This is a genomic window from Anaerobacillus sp. QJM3NY_32 (genome assembly GCF_056173645.1).
The window spans coordinates 342777-364418 of record NZ_CM149684.1 but is presented as its reverse complement, the minus strand read 5'-3'; the positions used below and the strand labels follow the sequence as shown (position 1 = coordinate 364418).

The following is a 21642-nucleotide window of genomic DNA, read 5'->3' as shown; positions in this document are numbered from 1 at the left end:
AAAAATTCATTTGTTGAGGTTTCTTCTCCATATGCCTATCGCTTTTTTAACCATTCCGATACAAGTTCGATTAGCTCTGAATCTATAGGATGCTTTACCTGCTTCTTGTAATCATTGATGATACTCGAGAAACGATGTTCTACTTTCGTTTTTCGTAAAACATGAGTTAGGTCATCAACAATATAATGTTCACATTCACCTTTAACAAGAAGACAAACGTCTTTCACCTGCTCCTTCTTTACCTGAACATCTTTTGAGCCAGTAATTGCAATAACTGGACACTCTACCTCACTAAAATATTCGCGCACGTCAAACTTCTCATGTTCACGATTCCATTTCGCGTTTATTTTTTGACCATTGTATCGTATAGTTGGCGCATCAGTACTTTTTATTTTTCGGGTCATTTTATCATTCATCTTATCTAACTTTTTATCCGCTTTAATGAATCGAAGCAACCACCCCTGGAAGCCACTTAGCGTTTGCATATCTTCTTTCATTTGACTTCTTTGCCAAGCTGTCGTTTCTGCAAGCGGCTCAGCTGAGGGAGATAATAGAATCATTCCTTGCACAGTAGTCCTAGTGTGGACGACAGGTGACACAAGACAGCCCTCGCTATGCGCTAGAAGATAAATTCGCTCTTCATCAATACTTTCATGTGATTTAGCGAACTTTACAACGTCTACAGCATCATCAATTAGATCATAGTACCCTGTTTTATAATAATCCCCTCTACTTTCACCTATTCCCCTCTTGTCATACCGAAGAGTGGCGTACCCTTCACTTGTCAAAATAGTAGTGAATTCCTTAAACGCATTTATTTTTAGACTTTTGGCATTTTCATCACGATCCACAGGACCGCTTCCATGTATCATCACGATTACAGGATACTTCTCTTCTGAATTGGAAGGAAGAGTAAGAGTTGCACTTAAGTCAAATTCGCCTTTAACCATAACATCAATTTCCCTCATGCCTTTCGCTCCTTAAATCTGTTATTTAGTACTCACTTCTCATTTTCCCCAAGGGTTTTTATTTATTATATCGAATAACAAAAATAGGAAAGAATAAATAAGATGGTTTATTTTACAATGTGAGGTTATCTTACATCAAGTGTCCTTTTCAATCAGTACTACATGTATAATAAACAATTGTGTTGCTGCGTCTAACGTCATTTATTTTCTGAAAATACGATTTATTTTCCATTTTTATTAAAACACTTATAAAGTAAGTTAGATTCAGTTGAATTAAGGGAAGTGTGATCATATCTTACATTCTTCTTTCCTAAATCATATATAGAAGGGGCCTACATATGGATATTTTAAAAACAATTGTTGATGCTGGTAATGAGCTTATTTGGTCAAATGTTCTAATCGTCATTCTAATTGGTGTCGGACTTTATTTTACAATTCGTTCTCGATTCGTTCAATTTCGCTTATTCGGTGAGATGTTCCATGTTCTTTCTGAAAAGGACACAATGAAAGGAAGAAAAAACTCTGTTTCTAGTTTACAAGCTTTCTTCATTAGTACGGCTTCACGTGTTGGAACCGGAAACCTTGCCGGCGTTGCCTCAGCAGTTAGTATCGGTGGTCCCGGTGCTGTATTTTGGATGTGGGTTATTGCCCTACTCGGTGCAGCAAGTGGATTTGTTGAAAGCACACTAGCTCAAATTTATAAAGTGCGCGATGGCGACGATTTCCGTGGTGGACCTGCTTACTATATGCAGCGTGCACTAAATGCTAGATGGTTAGGGATTATCTTCGCCGTCTTAATTACATTCAGCTTTGGTCTTGTATTTAACTCTGTACAATCCAATACGATCGCACTTGCTTTCGAAAATTCATTTGATGTGAATCGCTGGGTATTAGGTGCGATCTTAACTGTTGCAACGGCGATCATTATTTTCGGTGGCGTTCGTCGAATTGCTGTTGTTTCTCAAATCATTGTACCAATTATGGCAGGGATTTATATCATTGTTGCTGGTTTTGTTTTAATCGTTAATTTCACTGAAATCCCAGCTATGATCGCTCTTATTTTCCAACATGCTTTTGGTTTAAAAGAAGTGACAGGAGGCGGTGTTGGTGCCGCAATGCTTCTAGGAATCAAACGTGGTCTTTTCTCTAACGAAGCTGGTATGGGTAGTGCTCCCAATGCTGCTGCAACTGCAGACGTATCACACCCAGTAAAGCAGGGACTTATTCAGGCGCTTGGTGTGTTCGTGGATACTCTACTTATCGCTACAGCAACAGCATTTATGATCCTAATGTCAGATGGCTATGTTGATTCAAAGCTAGATGGTGTACAGCTTACTCAGGAAGCGATGAACCAACACTTAGGAAGTGGCGCAGGTATATTCGTAGCAGTTGCCGTTCTCCTCTTTGCTTTTAGTTCAATTATTGGTAACTATTACTACGGTGAAACAAATATCGAATTTATTAAATCAAGCAAAACCGCTCTTCTTCTTTACAGACTTGCCGTTCTTGCCATGGTTATGTTCGGTGCTAAAGCCGGATTCGGTATCGTTTGGGGCATGGCCGACCTTTCCATGGGTCTTATGGCACTCTTGAACTTAATCGTCATCTCCATTATTGGTAAAGTGGCGTTTGTAGCATTGAAAGACTATCGCGATCAGCGAAAAGCAGGTAAAGACCCTCAATTCTACGCCGATACGATAAAAGGCTTGAAATCAGATATTTGGACAGATAAGCCTGTAAAAGACAAATCAAACTAATGTACTATTTTCTGCCCCTTGAAGCAAAATGCCGTTTGGCATCCGCCTTCAGGGGGTATTTTCTTTACTAGATAATCGTAAGAGAAAGGAGCGTTTTTGCAATGAGTGATCGCAAAGGACTAAGTGATAAAGTGAAAGGCGCTGTTTCCAAAACTAAAGGTGAAGTAAAAGATCAAATTGGTAATGCAAAGGATGACCAACACCTTCAAGAAGAAGGCAAACGTGATAAGTCGAAAGGTGAATATCAGGAACGATCTGGTAATCTCAAGGATAAAAATTAAACAAACTCAATTCATAAATAAAAGGAGAGCGGGAACCCGCTCTCCTTTTATTTATGAACGTTTAGCATTATTACCGATTTGCTTCATGTTATCTTGAAGTTCAAGAATTCGCTTCGTACCTTCATCTCGCAGACGTTTATTCTCGTCCTCAATGGCTCTCGTTTCTTCCATACCTTTAACGATTGTATTCCAGGATTCCTCAATCGTCTCAATCTTAACACTCGGTCTACCAGATAATTTAGCTATCTCAACGCTTTGATTCGAGATGTTCTGCGCATTGTTTTTTAACATTTCGTTTGTACGACGATCCAGCTCGTTCATTGAATCAGCAACAAGCTTCTGACGCTTCGCGGTCACAGCTTGAATGACACCGTTTTTAAAAACAGGAATGGTAATAATAAAGGCTGAATTGATCTTACCTATTAGCTTAGTGTTTCCACGCTGCAACAGTCGAATTTGTGGAGCTGTTTGAATTGCAACCATTCTCGCCATCTCAAGATCATAGATGCGCTCCTCTAGCGTCTGAATAGCATTATTCAAAGTATCAAGCTCCATTTGCGCCATTTGATCGCCACCACTAACTTTTTGTTGGATCGCAGGAACCTTATCTTGAAGTTCTTCTAACTTTATTTGACCTGCAACGACGTATTTCTCAAGTTCTACATAATAGTTCAGATTATGTTGGTACATTTCATCCAATGTCCCAGTAGAACGAGACATTTCATCTTTGTACTTGGAGATTTCAACGTGTACTTTCTCAATTTCTCCACCGAGCGTCTGATATTTACCAAAAATCTTTTCTACCATATCATTGCTTTTTTTGAAAAACTTAGAGAGAAAGCCCGTTTTCGGCTCTTCAAAATCTTTCTTATCAAAACGATCCATGATTTTCCCAAGTTGTTTCAGCATCTCACCTGAGTCCGTGACGCTAGTTGTACGCATCATAGATAAGATTTTATCTGAGAACTTCGAAATCTCTACCGCTGGTTCTTTACCAAATTCGAGTAATGCCATTTGGTCTTTTACATCAATTTCACCGGCAAGCTTTTGAACTTCTTGCTCTTCGCGAAGTTTTAAACGTACATCTTCAGCCTTCGCTTCTGTAATCTCTTCATTCTTATCGAGCGTAGTTAGGCCTGTATCATTCGTCATGGACGATCACTCCCTGATTATAATTTAATCGATTTAAATAGCTTACGAAATACAGAAGGTTCTTTAAAATCCTGCCGAAATGCCATTTCCTCTAACCAATGCGTATCAAACTGATTCGAATCAAGGTAGCGCTCAATACATTGATGACCAGGAGGATTATATAGAATGATATCAATACCGAACTCATTTAGCAGGTGTAACACTGCTGCATCTGATCGTGATAATGTACCGTTCATTTCTGTATTATATAGCACTACTTTCGGCACTTCCTGAGAATAATCAAACGTTTGCATTAAATGAACAAACTCCTCAGGGATTTTTGTAGTTTGAGAGAATAAATAAAGCTTAATATCTTCTTCCGTTTCATTACCTTCCGGAAGCAGCTTCGGATTTGCACACATTGTTGAGATAGCTTGTCCAATCGCTTTCTGTGTCTCATTTGGAAGGTGTTTATACTGCCACCAATTCCCCTGCATCATCAATTCAGGATCTAACATTCCTTCCCGATTCATCGTATGCTGGTAGTGAAATTTCTGATTCGCTCTCGCCTCTTGTGTGAAAGGAAACTGACGAATCATCGTAGTCGATTTTGCTTCACTTATATCTTGAAGTCGGTTCCAGTATTCCTTTTTATTCTCAGATACTCCCATGATCTTAGCAAATAAAGAGGGGATATGGACCGTGCCATCCTCTACTTTAAAATTAGGTCTAATAAATGCTTTTTCCTTTGCAATCAGAAATAATTCATCATAAGTCGTTTTTAGCGTAACAGACTTAGGGGAATAATTTCGTAACTGCCAAGGCTTAAAAAGTTGCGATCCTTCATGATGAAGCACCGTATCCATTTCCTTTGTTGCTCGATAAGCAACCGTAGAGCGTCTCTCTGGTTTTTCAATCGGAAATGGTTCAATTGCGACGGTAGTAGGTAATTTCCTTTTCTCCATCAATTCCCCATCGGGATCGAGTTCGTCAAACGAATCAACTCCTTCAGGGTGAAAATAAAGGACATCGCATCCAAGCTGAACAAGATAAAGTAAAAAGTATTGCTGACTTGTTGAAGCTTCACCGTACCATACAATACCAGGCATCTTTATTTCAAACTCCGCACCTTCTAACCATGGATCGAGATGATTCCAAGTCCATTTCATTAAATCAACAAGTACTCTGCGAAATTCCGGATGACTAAATCCCCCATTATGCTGTTTTTCAAACAGTTCAAGAATGGAGATTAATGATTTTCGCAAATGACGATGTAAGGCAGGATTTTTGTGTGAAGGAATAAGTTTGGCGCCTTCCAAAAAGGCTACAAACCGATTCGCAGAAAGTCCGTTTTCTTTTTGGTTAATGGAATGAATCGATTGAATCGCCTGAAGTCGTTCAGGACTTATTACCTTATTCAATTCTTCACTTAATACATGAAAATAGTTAGAATTCGATAGCTCATGCAGCTGAAGAAAATATTCATTCTCATCATAATAGCTCCCCAAAAATCTCCCCACGATTTGCGTTATAAGTAATTCGTTCCCGTTCTCATAAGGAGTTCGTTCAGGAAACGGCTTGAATAATAGTTCATTTAAATTCTCATCATCAAGTGGTGTTTTCTTGATAAGAATTTGATCATAGTGACTCATGATGTTCTCCCCGCTTTCTCATTCCTTTCCGGAGGATGGTCAGTTCCGATCAAGCCTCCCTACATTCATAATTTTATTATACTTTTACAAGTAAGAAGTAACCCTATTTATTTCTAGCCATTCTTTCATCAATATAACATCTTCTATCTTTCAGAATAACATACTATTTCTTCCATACTTAACTCTTTTGTTCTACCGATTCCTTTTTTAAAGATAAGTCGCCAACAATGGAGTCTAGAATTTCTTCTGAGGCCTTCATTCCATGGGCTGTCGTTTTGGGAAGATCGGGATAACTTTCGAGAACTTCACCATGTGCAGGTACATAGCCACAATCACCTTGGTGAACAAGTTCATAATCAAGAAGGGAGTCTCCTGCTGTATACACGTAAGATAATCCAATCTCTTTCTTCAAATAGTCGACGGCTTTCCATTTGTTTACTGGATTTGGAACAAAATAAAGCTTCCTCCCCTGAAGACTAGGTTGCCATCCCTGCTCACGTGACCACTCAAATAAATGATAGAGTTCTTCGGACGATACATGATCTCGTTTAATAATTAGGTAAACAAAAAGGGAGTCTGCATGACGAATTCGCTCAACCCAGTTTCCTGTGATAAGGTTCTCCAGTTGCCGAACAAAGGCATCAAGCGACAAGCACTCTTCTAACGAAGCATTGATTCGATTCGACCAGTCACTCAATACTTTTCCGTTCTTTAAAATTCGACCGCCATTACTTGTTATGGCGTATTCGGGTTGAATCGTTGTTTGAAAAAATGTGATACGACGGTATTGTTCAACTGTTCTTGTTGTAACAGGGATAAAATAAATCTCTTTATTTACCTTCTGTAATAACTCACTAGCATAGTTGGAAATATACGAAATTTCCTTTCCATCAAGTGTTTCAATTAATTCATAGTTTTGCTGGGTATCTTGCTCGATCATTCTACTAGAATAAATTAACGTGCGATCTAAGTCACTAGCAAATGCTCTCATGATTCTTTCTCCATAGGCTTAATCAGTCCGCAGCATGAATAAGACATGTTTGCGTACTCTTCAATTGGAACACCTCGGTCTCTTGCTAGAATAAGAATATGTTCTAAGTTCATTTCCGCATCTGGATGCACAAGAATTTTCCATGGAACACGCCGTAACAATACTCTCGTTGTTTCTCCAACACCAGGTTTGATGAGGTTACTGTTTGCTATTCCATAATCCCTCTGGATGTTTTCGATGGATTCAAGTCCTTTCCACTTCGGCTTGCGATCTTCCTTTGAGATATCTTGCAATCCATCTTCAACCTCTGTAGCGATCAAAGGATACTGTGTACAAATTGTATCGACGAATAAGTTGGAGACATCTTCTGCAGCAAGCTCCGAGTAGTATTTGCCTCCGTGAAAATCTCCCTCATGAATCCAATTATTATTAAGCACAGTACGACTGACAAGCCCTGATACGGTTGAATTTAAACAAGCACTTGGAATCAGAAAATCTTCACGAGTTCCAAAAAGAGAAGAACAGTCACCTGGGTCTGCTAAAACGGCTAATTCGCTCGATAGATTCTTGCCAGTACTAGCATTAAATTCTGCTACTGACTTTGTTAACTCCTTTGTAATCGCTCCTTTTCCAGTCCATCCGTCAATAAACGTAATAGACGAATCAGGATGCTGATTTAAAATAAATTGAAGAGCATTCTCATCAATGCCTCTGTCCCTAATAATAGAAATGCTGTAATGGGGAAGTTCTCGATCATACTTATAAGAAAGGTAACGCTTGATTAATACACCTATTGGCGTGCCTGCTCTAGCAAGCGAAACAAGTACTGTTTGAAAGCCTCTTTCCGCCACAAGCTGTTCAGCAACAATCCCTACTGCTACAGCCACTTTGTGCTTCGCCTCTTCGAGTGAAGTATAGAACAATTTCATATATTCATCTGTCGGCTTATACTCAACAGGAAGCATCTCAGAATAGTGTGTACCTTTCTGAATTGCCTGTTCTCTCTCCATCGTACTTTTTTCCATTGTGATGTCTGATAAATCTTTTAGAAGGAAAGTTACATCTTGATCAGGATAACTTCCCATTTTGGTAGTCTGTACAGTCAATTTGTTCATCCCTCTCTTCAAGAACACGTTACAATATGAATCGTTTTTATATCCCGTTCTTCTAATATTGCTATAATTTCTTTAAGGTCAGCATCTGGGACACTTTTTTCAAAAAAGAGAAAAGCTTGCTCATATTCACCTTCAGGAATGTTGTAGACGTAATGCTGAATTTGTTGATCTTCTGGATTCTGAAATGTGAATCCATTTGATATCGCATATCCTTCAATATCTACCGGCTGTATCGGACTTCTTGTCGTGGAATGATAATACACCTCACCATTTAGATAAGAGGCAATTTTCATCGGGATATACATAAACTCCCCAGTGCCAAGGCATAGAGTCTTCCCTTCGAGTGATTCTTTCTTTAAGAGATTCGATGCTTTCTGACATGAATCCTCTATCTTCGCCTTATCCGTTCCATTAATTCCAAACCTACCGCTATAAGTTAAATAGTCATTTTCATTACGTGAATCGAAACAAGATGATAAATCAATGCGATTAATCTCGGCTACATCACTAAGATATCGACTTGATTGAAAGTCATGAATCGGATGCTCAAGAGGCTTTCCTTCGAATTTAATAGTTCCTTTAAGCAAAGAAACAACGCTAATTGTAATCCCAAGTTCCATTTCTAATGCTTTATATTGTTCCATATGTTCATCAGATCGCCAGTCTAATAGAGAAAGAACAGCATAATGTTTGCGAGGATAGTTTGCGTGGAGTTCCCTGATGATATTTAGACAAGTCTTGCCAGTTGTTATTTCATCATCTACTAATACAACTGGATTAGACTTCATTAGAATAGACCGATCTGCATAACACCGTTGATCCACAGCATGAGAATGCTCTTCTTTAAAGTTAAATTCTGGATCTAAATCACTTACATTTTCTCTTGTTGTATGAATATAGTATCCTTCTTGAAAGCTATCAAATACAGCATGTCCGAGCGCTGTAGCCGTTTCAGCAAATCCAATTACTATTGGTGGTTCCTCAAGATAGAGAGGATTGTTTAGCAATCGCTCGTACGATTTCTTAACTTCTTCCAGGTGGTTGCTTAAAAACCCATCTCTTACTTCTGATAAATAATCGATGGACTCTCCTGTCACGCTCTCATAATAAGTGATTGCTAAGAGTCCTGAGGCAAGTAGCGATTTATGAGGATGAACCGGAATATGCTTGCCAAGCATTTTACTAACAAACAAAAAACCTCTTTTTTTATTAATTCTAGCTGCCATTTGAAAAAATTCCTCAACCGGTATGTTCAATTTATTTTGAGTAACCTCTAACTTAACGCTCATATCCGACAGGATCTGAAAATGGTACTGTTTCGGTAAGCATTTTGATGAAATTGTACTTGTCATGATACACCCCGTATATATTCGATTTCGTAATGATCTTCATCGCCCACTTATAATGCGGTTTAATCTCATTCATCTTATTTTGTGATTCGCTTTTCAGCACGCCTACATCCCCACTTACGTGATCCAAAATGCTAAGTGCATCAAGATATTCTTCTTTCGATACAATATTTACACACTGTACGACTTTCATATGAGTAGGGTGGATGACAGTTTTACCAATTAGACCATTCGTCAAATCAAGCAGCGTCTCGTTCAACAGTCCTGTGTTATAGTCCAGTATGGTTTCGTTCCCATGTGCACTTACTTCTCTTCTGCTATTAAAATACTCCCATACAGGACCCGAGATAACAAAGGTTCTACCAAAATAATTGACGACATCAGATATAAAGTCTCTCATTATCGATATATCGTATATTGTTGATTGGGCACTGCGGCGGATTCCATAAAGTCCACATAGATCAGTTGCTCCTATACGGACGTTAAGAATAGAGGATTCGTATTCTTTTAATAGCAAAGATATGCGTTGGAATTCTGTATAGCGTGATTCCTTATAGAAAAGCTCTGGCGACTCTAAAATCGGCATGCCATATAGAAGAGCACCTGCCGTTCGTTCTACTTTTTTGAGAGTATGTAAATACTCTCCACCATTCTTAGAGGAGAATTTAGGAAACACAAAACCTGTCAAATAGTGAATAGAAGCACCTAATTTATTTGCCACTTCGTTTAACTGCTCAGCTGACCGGACACGAATGAACAGTAGGGGCAGTGTCTCCCAACACAATTGACGATCATTCATAGCTTGCGCGATAGAAGAAAGGTGTTCTACCGTCTGATCGATCGCCTCATCCACACAGTTGTCCCCAATTGCATCTTCAAGATCAAGCACAATCGTAGTCAATTCTTGGTACTTGCCTTGGATCACGATCTCAGCAATATCTTTTCGAATCGCAGGCATATACAAAGCAGCACCAACCGCATACGATAGCTGTTCACGATCTATATGTTTATTAATAGGTGTTGGTTTTTTATAGAAAATTTGCTCCTTTTGCATTTCTGATAGATATTTAAAATATTCCAGCGTCTTCACCCCCTAAGTCCTAATTATTAGGTTATATTAGCTTCTATTTTTACTAAATTGAAAGTTTCATTGTATAAAAAAGAAGGAGAGCACCCGCGTCTCCTCCTCTTTATATTATTCGTTCTCTTTTGCTGATGCTGTTTCTTCAGCGTATGGTCGATTTTTATTGTTAATGTAATGAACAACAAACGTTCCAAGGAAGGCAAGCACGATAATACCAAAGAAAGCAACGTGCGGGATTTCAATATGGAACACGCTTAAGAACATTTTTAATGAAATGATCGCGATCAATACAAATGCTGTATTTTCCATTTCAGGTACTTTTTCGATTAACTTAAGGAAAACTCCAGCTACCGTTCTCATAAGAAGAATACCAATCATTCCTCCAAGTAACAGGACCCAAACTTCTTCGGAAATGGCTAGAGCAGCTAGGATACTATCAGCTGAGAACGCAATGTCCATTAACTCTACTGAAATAACAGTAGCCCAGAATATACCGAAAGTACGAACGAGCCAGCTGTCCTTTTTCATTCCATCTGAACCTTCTTCTTCACCTTTACTTCTGAAGTGTTGAATAACAATCCAGGCAAGGTAAGCAGCACCAAAGACCTTAATCCACCAGAACTTAATCAGATATAACCCAATTCCGATAAATAAGAAACGGAAGAAATAGGCCCCTATTAAACCGTAAGTAAGAGCTTTTCTTCGCTTTTCGGGCGGAAGGTGTTTAACCATAACGGCAAGTACTAGTGCGTTATCAGCTGATAGCAGCCCTTCTAAAAGCACCAGCGTACCGATAAGTCCCCATGAAACAGGGTCAGTTAAAACTTCTCCCCACATTTCCCAATCAAAGAAAGAGGCATATGTGTTTAGAATTTCTTGTAAGATTTCCACTTGATGTTTCCTCCTAATGTCAACTAGCTAAGCCTTAAACCTCAAGGCCATAATTTTTACAAAGGGATGCAAGTCCACCTGAGAACCCGCTACCTATTGCATTGAATTTCCATTCGTTACCGTGTCGATATAGTTCACAAACGACGACGGCTGTTTCAATTGAAAAATCTTCGCCAAGGTCAAATCGCAATAGCTCTTCTCCAGAAGATTCATCCGCAAGACGAACAAATGCGTTTGATACTTGTCCAAAGTTCTGGTGGCGTGTTTCAGCATCATGTATCGTGACGGTGATCCCAATTTTATCAACATGCGCAGGAATTTTTGAGAAGTCGACGATCAGTTGTTCATCATCTCCATCACCTTCACCTGTTCGGTTATCACCTGTATGAATGACTGATTTACTTGGATGCTCTAAGTTGTTATAAAAAATAAAATCCAGATCGTCCTGACAACGATTATTTGCATCAACTAAAAATGCCGATGCATCTAGATCAAAGTCAGAGCCTCCCTGGTATTTGTTCGTGTCCCAACCAAGCCCAATAAGTCCTTTAACGAGTCCTGGATTAGTCTTTGTTAAATCAATTCTCTGTCCTTTAGATAGTTGAATTCCCAATGTGATCCCCCAATTCGCGTTTATATTGGAATGGCAAGAGGGAGGCATCCCTCTTGCCAAAAAAGAAGAGTTTATCCGACTTGTAAACCAAAATCAGTTGCGATTCTAGCAAGTCCTCCCTGATAACCAGATCCTACTGCAGAGAATTTCCATTCGCCATTATGACGGTAAAGTTCTCCAACAATAATCGCTGTTTCAATCGAGAAATCTTCTCCAAGATCATAACGAATGAGCTCTTCGTTTGAATCTTCATTTAGAATGCGTACAAATGCATTAGATACTTGTCCGAAATTCTGATTACGCGCTTCAGCATCATGTATCGTAATGACGAAAGAAATTTTCTCAATTTCAGCTGGAACATCATGAAGATGAACTTTTACTTGTTCGTCATCTCCTTCTCCTTCACCAGTACGGTTATCGCCTGTATGAACAACCGAACCGCCGCCACCTTCTGTTTGATTATAGAAAACAAAATCTTTATCAGAAGAACACTTACCAGTGCTGTCTAATAGGAAGATACTTGCGTCAAGGTCAAAGTCATTTCCGCCATCGTATTTATTTGTGTCCCATCCAAGTCCTACAATAACCTTTGATAGACCTGGATTTGTTTTTGTTAAATCTACTTTTTGTCCTTTAGATAATGATACAGCCATGCTCGTCAACCCCTTTAGAATTTTAGTAGTTTAATATTTTTTTGCAATGTCGCTTAAGCCAGCATCGTTCGTTCCATTACCAATCGCGGCAAATTTCCATTCACTGCCGTGGCGATAGATTTCTGCTACAAAGAGACTTGTCTTACCAGAATAGTTATCTGTGAGATTAAATTTAATCATTTCTTCTTGATTCGATTGGTTTACTACGCGAATAAACGCATTTTGAATCATACCAAAATCCTGTTTGCGTTTCACAGCATCATAGATGTTTACTACAAAAACAAGTTTTGTGATACGCTGTGGCACCTTACCGAGATCAACCATAATTTGCTCGTCATCACCGTCTCCAGCACCAGTCAGGTTGTCACCAGTATGATTGATACTTCCGCATGCGCTTTTTAAGTTACCGAAGTAAATTAAATCTTTTTTAGAAGTTAATTTGTCGTCCTCAAGCATAAGGAGAGAAGCATCACAGTCAACGTTAGCGCCGCCGCTTCCGCCTCCAAAAAGACCGCCTAAAAGACCACTTTTCTTTTGCTCAACTGGATCCCAACCAAGGCCAACCATAATTTTCGATAAACCGGCATTTCCTTTTGTTAAGTCAATTCGTTGACCTTTCTGCAAAGAAATTGTCAAATCGTTTCACTCCTGTTAGTAGATTTAAGTTAAATATGAGATGGTGCGTGTTAAGTTTAATAGTTAACTGCCTATTCTGTAATACGTGCCTAGATTCAGAAAGTTTCATGTTTCAACAAAAAAATTGTTTTTAACTAGAAAAATGAATTCTTTCTATTTAAAACTAACATATTTTCAGCTAAAATGAATCCTTTAACCATTGAGCAACAACGATAAAATGAAAAGATTTTGTCGATTCTGTTAACATAGGGAACTAGCTACTTACTGAATAACTCTTTTATCTTTTGCTTCCTTCAACCAATCAGGAAATTCATTTAGAAGATTATTGTACAACACTTCATCACTTGTCCGGTCAATATCTTCTATATGGAAGAAGTTGGCGTTATCAATGAACCGTCCCGTCATTGTGTCCAACTTCTCTAATACATCGAAGTTTGAATCTCCTATACCAATAAACTGCCAAAAAAGAGGTTGGTCTGAAGATTCGACAATCGCTTTCTTAATTCCACGTTTACAGCCTCCATCATTAATAAATACAATGAACACAGGCTCTTTCGATGGATCTTCTTCTACGTATTTACTAATGACATCTTCCATAACGAGAGGTTCATCATTTCGACCAAATTTATGAACGAGATCGTTCGAAAGAATTTGACGATCCACGTAACCTTCGAAATCAAATTCTGTTACAGGCTTTAATCGACTAAACTCATTATCGTATACCCATACATCTAGTGAACCATCATCATCGAATTGACTTGCGACTGCAAGAACTCGCTCGACGACTTTTTGAATGACGCCTTCTTTGTATAGTTTCCGCATTGACCCACTAATATCAAGGACAAGACCTACTCTAGCTACAACTTGATCTAGATTCTTTTTCTTTAAAACAATACCAGCGTTTTTCTTAATTAATGTAATACTCATTAGAGTACCTCCCTTAAATTAAGAAAGAACAACTTCTTTTTCTATATGGCTAGCGCGAATACCCATTTCTGGATTTAAACTAAGGAACGGATTACTACCATTTTGCAACAGTTTAATCGCTTCGTACGGGATGTTTACGCCCGATAAGCAGCTAATATTCAATCCCCCAGCCATCCTTGGGTTAATTTCAAGTAGCTTTGGAATTCCATTGCTGAACTTAACTTGAATATTTGATATGTAATCAATGTTATATTCCTTATGAATAGCTCGTGCAATCTCTAGTAACTCTTCATTGTTCTCAAGTTCTCTTACTCTTCCCTCAACTTTCTTACGAGGGATAGCAAGATGCAGCTCTCCATCATACGCAAGACAATCGATACTATACTCATAACCATCTAAGTACTCTAAGACCATTAAGTCTTGGAACGAATCTTTCTGACTTAAAATAGAGCAAGCTTGCTCTATTGAAATTCTTCTAGATACCCCACCCGTAAGAAGTTCTTCAATCGTTTCCTGCCCCTCACTAATAACCCGAAAACCATTGGCACCTTCACCAATCACAGGTTTAAAACAGACAGTATGACCTTTTTTACGAAGATGATGATAAGCTTTTTTGAATTCTTCTACATTGGTAACTACTGCGTAATCTGGAATAGGAACGAGCGATGTCTTTTTCTCTGCTTCCTTTGTAAGAATGGATTGGTACATAGCCGCTTTATTATCCATAAGAGCCATTAATTCTGCGTCACATACGAGAACTTTTACACCGATGCTGTGGAATTTCGAAAGGTTTTTCGAGATGAGGACATTTTCTTTACGAGGTATGAACAAATCGATGTTCTTTTCAGCACAAACTTGTAGACAATACGCAACGTACGCATCGCCACTAATATCAGGTTCAACAAAAGAATGATCGCAATACTGTAAATACAAAGCATCTTCGTTCGGGTGTGAACCATACACTTCAAATTCTGCTCCATCTTCGTTTTGTCGAATTAACTCTATGTAATGTGCCACAGTAGTAAACCATCTATTAAACCAAATTTTTGTCATGTTTGACTCCTTCTTTGCTGTGAAAGTTGTTTCTTAATTCAGCTAATATAGTTAGCTTAACATGAATACTTATCTCGAGATTTCACCCTCCCCGTTTATCATTTCATTCCAATTTTAAACATTCGACAGGTTTCAAAATTCTCCTCTATACGGCAAAAAATAAAGTGCGAACCTTTATTAGGTCCACACTCTATTCTTAATTAAACGTTTATTTAATTTCTAAGCTTGATCTGGCGGTGACAGGCACTAATTCAGACTTCCAATAAATTCATCAACTACTCGATTAAACTTATCAGCTTCTTCTATAAACGGACAGTGACAGCTTTCTTCAAACAATTCAAGTTTCGAGTTAGGGATCGCTCGATTTAAGTGCTCCCCTGCTGCTACTGGGATGAGCTTTTCTTCTTTTCCAAAACACAATAGCGTTGGTTTCGTTATTTGGTTTAAATAAGGGCGGCAGTCAATGATGGATTGATCGAAAAGAATCGCGCTTGCAATGGAAGCAGGCATTTTGGTTGTCTCTGCTAACATCCACTCGAGCTCAGATTCAGACAAATCTTTTTTAAACATCAGTGGAATGAATCCTTGAAGCAATCCTTTTTGATCCGATTGAATCTCTCTCATCATTCCGGTGAGTGCCGGTAGATCAAATGCGCCTATTTCAAAATCTGGCCACTTAAAATCCGATGCTAGCTCATCAACAATAACTGTCCCCTTCACGTTATCCTCACCGAACTGCTGCAAGTATTCCCATATTACAAATGCCCCCATTGACCATCCAACTAGCATTACGTCCTTAAGATGAAGCTGGTCAATAAATTTCTTCAGATCACGAGCATAGTTTGCCACTGTGTGCCCTGTTTGAACGTGTGAGGATTGGCCATGACCTCTTAAATCTAGAGAAATCGCACGATACTTTTGTCTAAAGTACGGAAGCTGCTTTTTGAAAAAGCGGCTACTCATCCAAACGCCATGAATGAAAATCACAGGCTGCCCCATACCAACATCTTCATAATAAAGCTCTACATCATCTTTAATATTCAAAAATGGCATTGTTACCCCTCCTATAAATAAGAAATAATTGCCGTTAATCCTGATCGTATAGCTAACTCGTATTTATCACGAGCATCATACGATACGTATGCAAGAACCTCTTCTTTTATCCATATATTGCTCGACAGCATTCGAGCCCGTTCGGGTGGTGACAGGCACTACCTATGCTAGAATATGAGGGAGAACATAATACAAATGTGAAGGAGGAGTTACAATGGGTATTTTAAGTGGATTTATGGGGAACGCTTCAACGATGAAGAAAGAAGATGTGCAAAAAGAGCTATCTACCATTCTTTCAGAAACAGAAGAGGTGAATGCTGCATTTAAGCTTGTGAGGGATTTAATCGTCTTTACAGATAAACGTCTTTTGTTTGTGGACAAGCAAGGCATGACAGGTAAGAAAGTGGAATATCATTCTGTTCTATACAAGAGCATTTCGCACTTCAGCATTGAAACGGCAGGACACTTTGATCTTGATGCAGAGCTTAAAATCTGGATTTCCAGTTCACAGGCTCCTACCTTCTCGAAGCAGTTTAAGAAGGATGATAGCATCTACACGATTCAAAAGATCCTTACTGAACTTTGTGGATAATGTATTACAATCCTAAAAAAAATTCAAAGAAGCTAGCGAACCTTAGGTCACTAGCTTCTTTGTTCAGTTTTCAATATTCATAAATTTATAAAGTAAGGTTGCTTTATTACTTGGACAACACATTTACGATTTTAGCTATGGCCCAATCAAGATCTTCTCTTGAAATGATAAGCGGTGGCGCAAATCGGATCACCGTATCATGCGTTTCCTTACATAAAAGCCCTTCTTCTTTTAACTTTTCGCAGTAAGATCTTGCTGGCTTTGTTAATTCAACTCCGATAAATAATCCTTTACCACGTACTTCTTTAATTAGAGGGTTATCGATTTCCTTTAATTTTTCTTGAAAATAGTTTCCAAGCTCGAGTGACCGCTGAGCTAACTGTTCGTCTTCTAAAACTTCAAGAGCAGCAACGGAAACGGCACAGCCAAGCGGATTCCCACCAAATGTGGATCCGTGTGAGCCAGGATTAAAGACACCAAGAATCTCTTCATTAGCAGCAATACATGAGATTGGGAAGACGCCTCCGCCTAGCGCTTTTCCAAGAATGTAAATATCCGGTTCAACATTTTCCCAATCGCACGCAAATGTTTTACCCGAGCGCCCAAGACCAGCTTGAATTTCATCTGCAACGTAAAGCACATTATTTTCTTTACAAACATCATAAGCTTCCTTTAAAAAGCCTTCTGGAGGAATGACAATCCCTGCTTCTCCTTGAATCGGTTCAAATAGGAAAGCAGCTGTATTTGGTGTAATGGCATTTCGTAGCGCATCAATATCACCGTATGGAATCAATTTAATTCCCGGTAACATTGGACCAAATCCTCTCTGGTATTCAGCCTCAGAAGAGAGAGATACAGCCGTCATTGTACGTCCATGGAAATTTCCGACACATGCAATAATTTCAGCCTGATTTTCTGAAACGCCTTTCACATCATAAGCCCAGCGTCGCACCGTTTTAATAGCGGTTTCCACTGCTTCTGCCCCAGTGTTCATTGGAAGAACTTTTGCTTTATTTGTTAGCTTTGCTACCTTCTCATAAAACGGAGCCAATTGGTCGTTATGAAAAGCTCGGGATGTTAATGTAATGCGATCTGCCTGGTCCTTTAAGGCTTGAATAATTTTCGGATGACGGTGTCCTTGATTAACTGCTGAATAAGCACTCAACATATCCATATATCGGTTACCTTCAGGGTCTTTCACCCACACCCCTTCTGCATCCGTAATAACAATTGGAAGCGGGTTATAGTTATTCGCTCCAAATTGGGTTGTTTTTTCAATCACATTCTCAGTCGTTGTTTGTGTCTTCATGTTCTTCCTCCTTTAAAAGTTCGCCTCACCTAGAGGAGCAAAAAGAACTTCGCTCTCCCTCTCCTTAGTAACAAGCAAGTTTTATGCCAACTTTTTAAAACGATTAAATCTTAGGAAGGACGGGGATTATTCAATTTCACCATGCAAAACCTCTTTGCATACAATTGATTTATTTTGCATGTGTGTGCAAAATAATATTGCAATCCATGTACTTCCATACATACAATAGCGGTAGTAACAAAGGAGGTACGTAACTTGGATAATGAAACGGAGAACGATTGGAAAGCACTTAAAACTATGAATCATGTATACAAAAAAATCATCGATGAAATCGACGTCGGCGTTCATGTGATTGATGAAAAAGGCAAAACGATCATTTATAATCCTAAAATGATGCAAATTGAAGCCATGGATCGTCAGGATGTTGTTGATAAATATTTATTAGATGTCTTTATGTTCTCAGCGAATGAGAGCAGCACGCTTGTTAAGGCACTTCAAAAAGGCATCGAAACGTCGAATGTGAAGCAAACGTATTTCAATAATAAAGGGAAAGAAATCACAACAATTAACAACTCATTTCCCATTTTAGAAAATGGAACTATTAAAGGCGCTGTCGAGATTTCTAACGACGTAACAAAGCTTGAACGGTTAATTCGTGACAATATGAATCGAAAAGGAAACACTCGATTCACATTCGATAGCATTATTGGAGATAGTCTTGCCATTCAAGAAGTGATTGAGAATACAAAACGAAGCACACGAACATCGTCGTCTGTTTTGATCGTTGGGGAAACCGGAACAGGAAAAGAATTATTTGCTCAAAGCATCCACAATGGTAGCCACCGTTCTTCCGCTCCGTTTATTTCGCAAAACTGTGCTGCCTTACCTGATAATTTGATTGAAAGCCTTCTGTTCGGTACGAAGCGAGGCGCATTTACAGGAGCAACTGAGCGACCAGGCTTATTTGAACAAGCAGAAGGCGGGACGTTATTACTTGATGAAATTAATTCTTTAAGTATGAATTTACAAGCGAAACTATTGAGAGTCCTACAGGAAAAAACAATTCGGCGCATTGGTGACACAGAAGATAAGGCCATTGACGTTAGAATCATCGCTACAATGAACGAAGATCCCATTGAAGCCATTGCGAAGGAACGAATGCGTAAAGACTTGTATTACCGACTTGGGGTTGTGACTCTATTTATCCCTCCACTTAGAGAAAGGAAAGAGGACATCTCTTTATTAGTGGATTCGTTTATCTCAAAATATAACGATCTCTTTCAAATGGATGTTAAAGGAGTAGATACGGAAGTCTCTGAATCATTTCAAGCTTACGACTGGCCAGGGAATGTACGAGAATTAGAACATATTATTGAAGGGGCAATGAATTTAATGATGAGCGAAGACATCATACACTATTCTCATTTGCCCATTCAGTATCGAAATAAATCGCCATTACAAAAAGAAAGGCATTTGATTGAGGCTAATCAACTTACCATACATCATTCCAATCAAATTATCCCATTGAAAGAACAAATGGAGAAAGCTGAAAAAGTTTATATCCAAAAGGTGCTTCAAGAAAACAAAAACAATATCTCAAAAACCGCAAAAGTGTTAGGTCTAAGTAGACAAAGCTTGCAGTACCGGTTAAGGAAATTTGATATTCAAACGTAAAAATAAGAGGCTAGATGAAATCGTAGCTTATGTGTGAGTGATTCGCCTTCTCTCTTCCATCCATTTTATCTCTTCATTAAAACACGTATAATAAGAAGTAACCGCTTTACCATTCGACAGAATTTGACTTAAACCGGGTGGTGACAGGCACCAGAAAGACCAGAAAGGAGCTTTCCCTCATGTTCGAACTCTTGCTTACGATGCTAGAGCGACTTGGCATTATCGTCACAATTGCGTTTGTGCTAACCCGCTTTCGCTTCTTCCGAGATATGATATACAGCGATCAGCTTGCTCGTAAGCAGCAGTATGTTGCGATTGGCTTCTTTGGTTTCTTTGGGATCATCGGAACATATACAGGATTAACATTTAGTACAGATTCACTCCAATTTAATTCATGGCCACTTGAAGTTTCTTCTGACGAAGCAATCGCGAATTCAAGAGTAATCGGAGTCGTTCTTGCTGGACTTCTTGGTGGAAAGAGGGTTGGATTTGGTGCAGGGCTAATTGCAGGGATTCATCGCTATATGCTTGGTGGATTTACAGCAGTAGCTTGTGGACTTGCCTCCATTATTGCTGGACTTATCGCTGGCTCTCTACACAAACGAAACCGTCATGTAAAACTTCGATCAGCCTTTATGATCGGTGCAGGTGCAGAAGCCGTTCAAATGCTCATTATCTTGCTTCTTTCAAAACCGTTTCAAAATGCCATGGCTCTTGTAGAAGTGATCGGAATTCCAATGATTCTCGCAAACGGAATTGGCTGTGCTCTCTTCCTCCTTATCATAAAAAATGTTGTAAACGAGGAAGAAAAAGCTGGTGCGCTTCAGGCACAGAAAACCCTTCGTATCGCGGATCAAACACTTGGTTATCTCAGACAAGGGCTTTCTGAAGCTTCAGCTCATGAGGTCTGTCAGATTCTTCATCGAGAAATTGAAGGTAGCGCAGTAGCGATAACGGATCGTACACACATTTTAAGTCACGTTGGCCTTGCGAACGACCATCATCAATCAGGACACGAGATTCAAACGACCATTACAAAAGACGTGATTCATAAAGGTGAAATTGTTATAGCAAACGATCAAACCATTCACTGTGCTGAGAAAAATTGTCCGCTCGGAGCAGCCATTATTGCTCCCCTTAAACAGCGAGGTAAAACAATCGGCACGCTAAAATTCTATTTCCGATCGGAAAAAGAGATCACCCATATTATTACTGAGCTCGTTCTCGGTCTCAGCAATCTTCTTAGTAATCAGTTAGAAATAGCTGAAGCGGATAAAGCCTATCAGCTCGCAAAAGAAGCCGAAATCAAAGCATTACAAGCACAAATCAGTCCGCACTTTCTTTTTAATTCACTGAATACAATTATTTCGTTAATTCGTATTGAACCTGATAAAGCACGTAAATTACTCGTTTCCCTTTCACACTTTTTAAGACAAAATTTATCTGGTACTACAGCGAACATGACCTCGCTTAACCAGGAGTTAAAACACGTGAAAGCCTACCTTGAAGTGGAAGAAGCACGATTTGTAGACAGACTAACCGTTAAATATACAATCGATGAAAGTGTATTATCCGTCCAATTACCTCCACTCACGTTACAGCCGATTGTTGAGAATGCTATTAAACATGGTATCAAAAATAAGGAAAACGATTGTCTTGTTGAAATTGCAATTGCTCAAAATCCAAACGGGGTTACTGTTTGCGTAACTGATAACGGTGAAGGGATTTCCCCTGATCGTTTACCAGAGCTTGGTAGAGTACACGTGTCGTCAGAAATTGGTACAGGGCTTGGCCTCTATAACGTTAATCGTCGCCTAACAATGCTATTTGGAAGCGAAGCAAGCCTTGCCATTCATAGCGAGCCTTGCAACGGTACAACCATTTGCTTTTTGATTCCACTAATGGAGGACTAA

At 39.0% G+C, this 21642-nt stretch carries 20 protein-coding genes; 5 read left to right on the top strand and 15 right to left on the bottom strand.

The annotated features are described in order from the left end of the window. Nucleotides 1-35: 35 nt before the first annotated feature. On the bottom strand, nucleotides 36-968 hold the full coding sequence (locus tag AC0VYH_RS01985; protein WP_430241622.1) for an alpha/beta hydrolase family protein: 933 nt from the start codon (nucleotides 966-968) through the stop codon (nucleotides 36-38). A 338-nt stretch (nucleotides 969-1306) separates the two neighbouring features. Between AC0VYH_RS01985 and AC0VYH_RS01980 the strand changes: the two genes are divergently transcribed. Both AC0VYH_RS01980 and AC0VYH_RS01975 read left to right on the top strand, forming a co-directional pair. Beyond that, the gene (locus AC0VYH_RS01980; RefSeq protein WP_194222359.1) at nucleotides 1307-2725 is read left to right on the top strand and encodes an alanine/glycine:cation symporter family protein; all 1419 of its coding nucleotides are present in this window, start codon (nucleotides 1307-1309) and stop codon (nucleotides 2723-2725) included. A 101-nt stretch (nucleotides 2726-2826) separates the two neighbouring features. Next, nucleotides 2827-3006, top strand: coding sequence for a CsbD family protein (locus tag AC0VYH_RS01975; protein WP_430241624.1), 180 nt, complete (start codon nucleotides 2827-2829; stop codon nucleotides 3004-3006). 51 nt (nucleotides 3007-3057) lie between these two features. Here the strand turns inward: AC0VYH_RS01975 and AC0VYH_RS01970 are convergent, their stop codons facing one another. The 13 genes from AC0VYH_RS01970 to AC0VYH_RS01910 form a co-directional block, all read right to left on the bottom strand. Further along, entirely contained in the window at nucleotides 3058-4158 is a 1101-nt protein-coding gene (locus tag AC0VYH_RS01970) for a toxic anion resistance protein (protein ID WP_430246991.1), read from the bottom strand. 17 nt (nucleotides 4159-4175) lie between these two features. Then, a complete protein-coding gene (locus tag AC0VYH_RS01965; protein WP_475373222.1) occupies nucleotides 4176-5789 on the bottom strand; it encodes a YceG family protein in 1614 nt (537 codons plus the stop codon). A gap of 178 nt (nucleotides 5790-5967) precedes the next feature. After that, on the bottom strand, nucleotides 5968-6780 hold the full coding sequence (locus AC0VYH_RS01960; RefSeq protein ID WP_475366412.1) for an HAD family hydrolase: 813 nt from the start codon (nucleotides 6778-6780) through the stop codon (nucleotides 5968-5970). After that, on the bottom strand, nucleotides 6777-7895 hold the full coding sequence (locus tag AC0VYH_RS01955) for a cysteine protease StiP family protein (protein WP_475373221.1): 1119 nt from the start codon (nucleotides 7893-7895) through the stop codon (nucleotides 6777-6779). The genes AC0VYH_RS01960 and AC0VYH_RS01955 overlap by 4 nt, the downstream gene beginning before the upstream one ends. Nucleotides 7896-7903: 8 nt before the next feature. Further along, nucleotides 7904-9247: a phosphoribosyltransferase family protein gene (locus AC0VYH_RS01950; protein ID WP_475366411.1), complete on the bottom strand. Its 1344-nt coding sequence runs from the start codon at nucleotides 9245-9247 to the stop codon at nucleotides 7904-7906. After that, the gene (locus AC0VYH_RS01945) at nucleotides 9174-10334 is read right to left on the bottom strand and encodes an HpcH/HpaI aldolase/citrate lyase family protein (protein WP_475366410.1); all 1161 of its coding nucleotides are present in this window, start codon (nucleotides 10332-10334) and stop codon (nucleotides 9174-9176) included. The genes AC0VYH_RS01950 and AC0VYH_RS01945 overlap by 74 nt, the downstream gene beginning before the upstream one ends. A 105-nt stretch (nucleotides 10335-10439) precedes the next feature. After that, nucleotides 10440-11165 carry a TerC family protein gene (locus AC0VYH_RS01940; protein WP_255623096.1) on the bottom strand — a complete coding sequence of 242 codons (726 nt, stop codon included), beginning with the start codon at nucleotides 11163-11165 and terminating at the stop codon, nucleotides 10440-10442. A gap of 88 nt (nucleotides 11166-11253) precedes the next feature. Then, complete coding sequence (locus AC0VYH_RS01935; RefSeq protein ID WP_475366409.1) at nucleotides 11254-11832, bottom strand: TerD family protein; 579 nt, start codon at nucleotides 11830-11832, stop codon at nucleotides 11254-11256. A 71-nt stretch (nucleotides 11833-11903) separates the two neighbouring features. Continuing rightward, nucleotides 11904-12485, bottom strand: coding sequence for a TerD family protein (locus AC0VYH_RS01930; protein WP_194222367.1), 582 nt, complete (start codon nucleotides 12483-12485; stop codon nucleotides 11904-11906). A gap of 30 nt (nucleotides 12486-12515) precedes the next feature. Next, nucleotides 12516-13121: a TerD family protein gene (locus AC0VYH_RS01925; RefSeq protein ID WP_303533769.1), complete on the bottom strand. Its 606-nt coding sequence runs from the start codon at nucleotides 13119-13121 to the stop codon at nucleotides 12516-12518. A 261-nt stretch (nucleotides 13122-13382) separates the two neighbouring features. After that, nucleotides 13383-14048 (bottom strand): vWA domain-containing protein, encoded by a 666-nt coding sequence (locus AC0VYH_RS01920; RefSeq protein WP_475373220.1) that lies wholly within the window; start codon nucleotides 14046-14048, stop codon nucleotides 13383-13385. A gap of 18 nt (nucleotides 14049-14066) precedes the next feature. Next, a complete protein-coding gene (locus AC0VYH_RS01915) occupies nucleotides 14067-15101 on the bottom strand; it encodes an ATP-grasp domain-containing protein (protein WP_475373219.1) in 1035 nt (344 codons plus the stop codon). Nucleotides 15102-15347: 246 nt separating this feature from the next. Further along, nucleotides 15348-16154: an alpha/beta fold hydrolase gene (locus tag AC0VYH_RS01910; RefSeq protein ID WP_475373218.1), complete on the bottom strand. Its 807-nt coding sequence runs from the start codon at nucleotides 16152-16154 to the stop codon at nucleotides 15348-15350. Nucleotides 16155-16368: 214 nt separating this feature from the next. Between AC0VYH_RS01910 and AC0VYH_RS01905 the strand changes: the two genes are divergently transcribed. Beyond that, nucleotides 16369-16746, top strand: coding sequence for a PH domain-containing protein (locus AC0VYH_RS01905; RefSeq protein ID WP_194222382.1), 378 nt, complete (start codon nucleotides 16369-16371; stop codon nucleotides 16744-16746). 106 nt (nucleotides 16747-16852) lie between these two features. Here AC0VYH_RS01905 and AC0VYH_RS01900 read toward each other — a convergent pair whose 3' ends face one another. After that, nucleotides 16853-18055, bottom strand: coding sequence for an ornithine--oxo-acid transaminase (locus AC0VYH_RS01900; protein ID WP_475366403.1), 1203 nt, complete (start codon nucleotides 18053-18055; stop codon nucleotides 16853-16855). 297 nt (nucleotides 18056-18352) lie between these two features. On the opposite strand from AC0VYH_RS01900, the gene AC0VYH_RS01895 reads away from it, so the two are divergent. Together AC0VYH_RS01895 and AC0VYH_RS01890 are read left to right on the top strand one after the other, a co-directional pair. Then, a complete protein-coding gene (locus AC0VYH_RS01895; protein ID WP_475367442.1) occupies nucleotides 18353-19729 on the top strand; it encodes a sigma-54 interaction domain-containing protein in 1377 nt (458 codons plus the stop codon). 179 nt (nucleotides 19730-19908) lie between these two features. Continuing rightward, nucleotides 19909-21642 (top strand): LytS/YhcK type 5TM receptor domain-containing protein, encoded by a 1734-nt coding sequence (locus AC0VYH_RS01890; protein ID WP_475368320.1) that lies wholly within the window; start codon nucleotides 19909-19911, stop codon nucleotides 21640-21642.

Bases quoted from the DNA above. Each gene is read 5' to 3' on its own strand.
- AC0VYH_RS01980 (WP_194222359.1), top strand. From the start codon at position 1,307: ATGGATATTTTAAAAACAATTGTTGATGCTGGTAATGAGCTTATTTGG.
- AC0VYH_RS01955 (WP_475373221.1), bottom strand. From the start codon at position 7,895: ATGAACAAATTGACTGTACAGACTACCAAAATGGGAAGTTATCCTGAT.
- AC0VYH_RS01920 (WP_475373220.1), bottom strand. From the start codon at position 14,048: ATGAGTATTACATTAATTAAGAAAAACGCTGGTATTGTTTTAAAGAAA.
- AC0VYH_RS01930 (WP_194222367.1), bottom strand. From the start codon at position 12,485: ATGGCTGTATCATTATCTAAAGGACAAAAAGTAGATTTAACAAAAACA.
- AC0VYH_RS01910 (WP_475373218.1), bottom strand. From the start codon at position 16,154: ATGCCATTTTTGAATATTAAAGATGATGTAGAGCTTTATTATGAAGAT.
- AC0VYH_RS01970 (WP_430246991.1), bottom strand. From the start codon at position 4,158: ATGACGAATGATACAGGCCTAACTACGCTCGATAAGAATGAAGAGATT.
- AC0VYH_RS01985 (WP_430241622.1), bottom strand. From the start codon at position 968: ATGAGGGAAATTGATGTTATGGTTAAAGGCGAATTTGACTTAAGTGCA.
- AC0VYH_RS01960 (WP_475366412.1), bottom strand. From the start codon at position 6,780: ATGAGAGCATTTGCTAGTGACTTAGATCGCACGTTAATTTATTCTAGT.
- AC0VYH_RS01915 (WP_475373219.1), bottom strand. From the start codon at position 15,101: ATGACAAAAATTTGGTTTAATAGATGGTTTACTACTGTGGCACATTAC.
- AC0VYH_RS01900 (WP_475366403.1), bottom strand. From the start codon at position 18,055: ATGAAGACACAAACAACGACTGAGAATGTGATTGAAAAAACAACCCAA.
- AC0VYH_RS01890 (WP_475368320.1), top strand. From the start codon at position 19,909: ATGTTCGAACTCTTGCTTACGATGCTAGAGCGACTTGGCATTATCGTC.
- AC0VYH_RS01940 (WP_255623096.1), bottom strand. From the start codon at position 11,165: ATGTGGGGAGAAGTTTTAACTGACCCTGTTTCATGGGGACTTATCGGT.
- AC0VYH_RS01895 (WP_475367442.1), top strand. From the start codon at position 18,353: ATGAATCATGTATACAAAAAAATCATCGATGAAATCGACGTCGGCGTT.
- AC0VYH_RS01950 (WP_475366411.1), bottom strand. From the start codon at position 9,247: ATGACAAGTACAATTTCATCAAAATGCTTACCGAAACAGTACCATTTT.
- AC0VYH_RS01975 (WP_430241624.1), top strand. From the start codon at position 2,827: ATGAGTGATCGCAAAGGACTAAGTGATAAAGTGAAAGGCGCTGTTTCC.
- AC0VYH_RS01905 (WP_194222382.1), top strand. From the start codon at position 16,369: ATGGGTATTTTAAGTGGATTTATGGGGAACGCTTCAACGATGAAGAAA.
- AC0VYH_RS01965 (WP_475373222.1), bottom strand. From the start codon at position 5,789: ATGAGTCACTATGATCAAATTCTTATCAAGAAAACACCACTTGATGAT.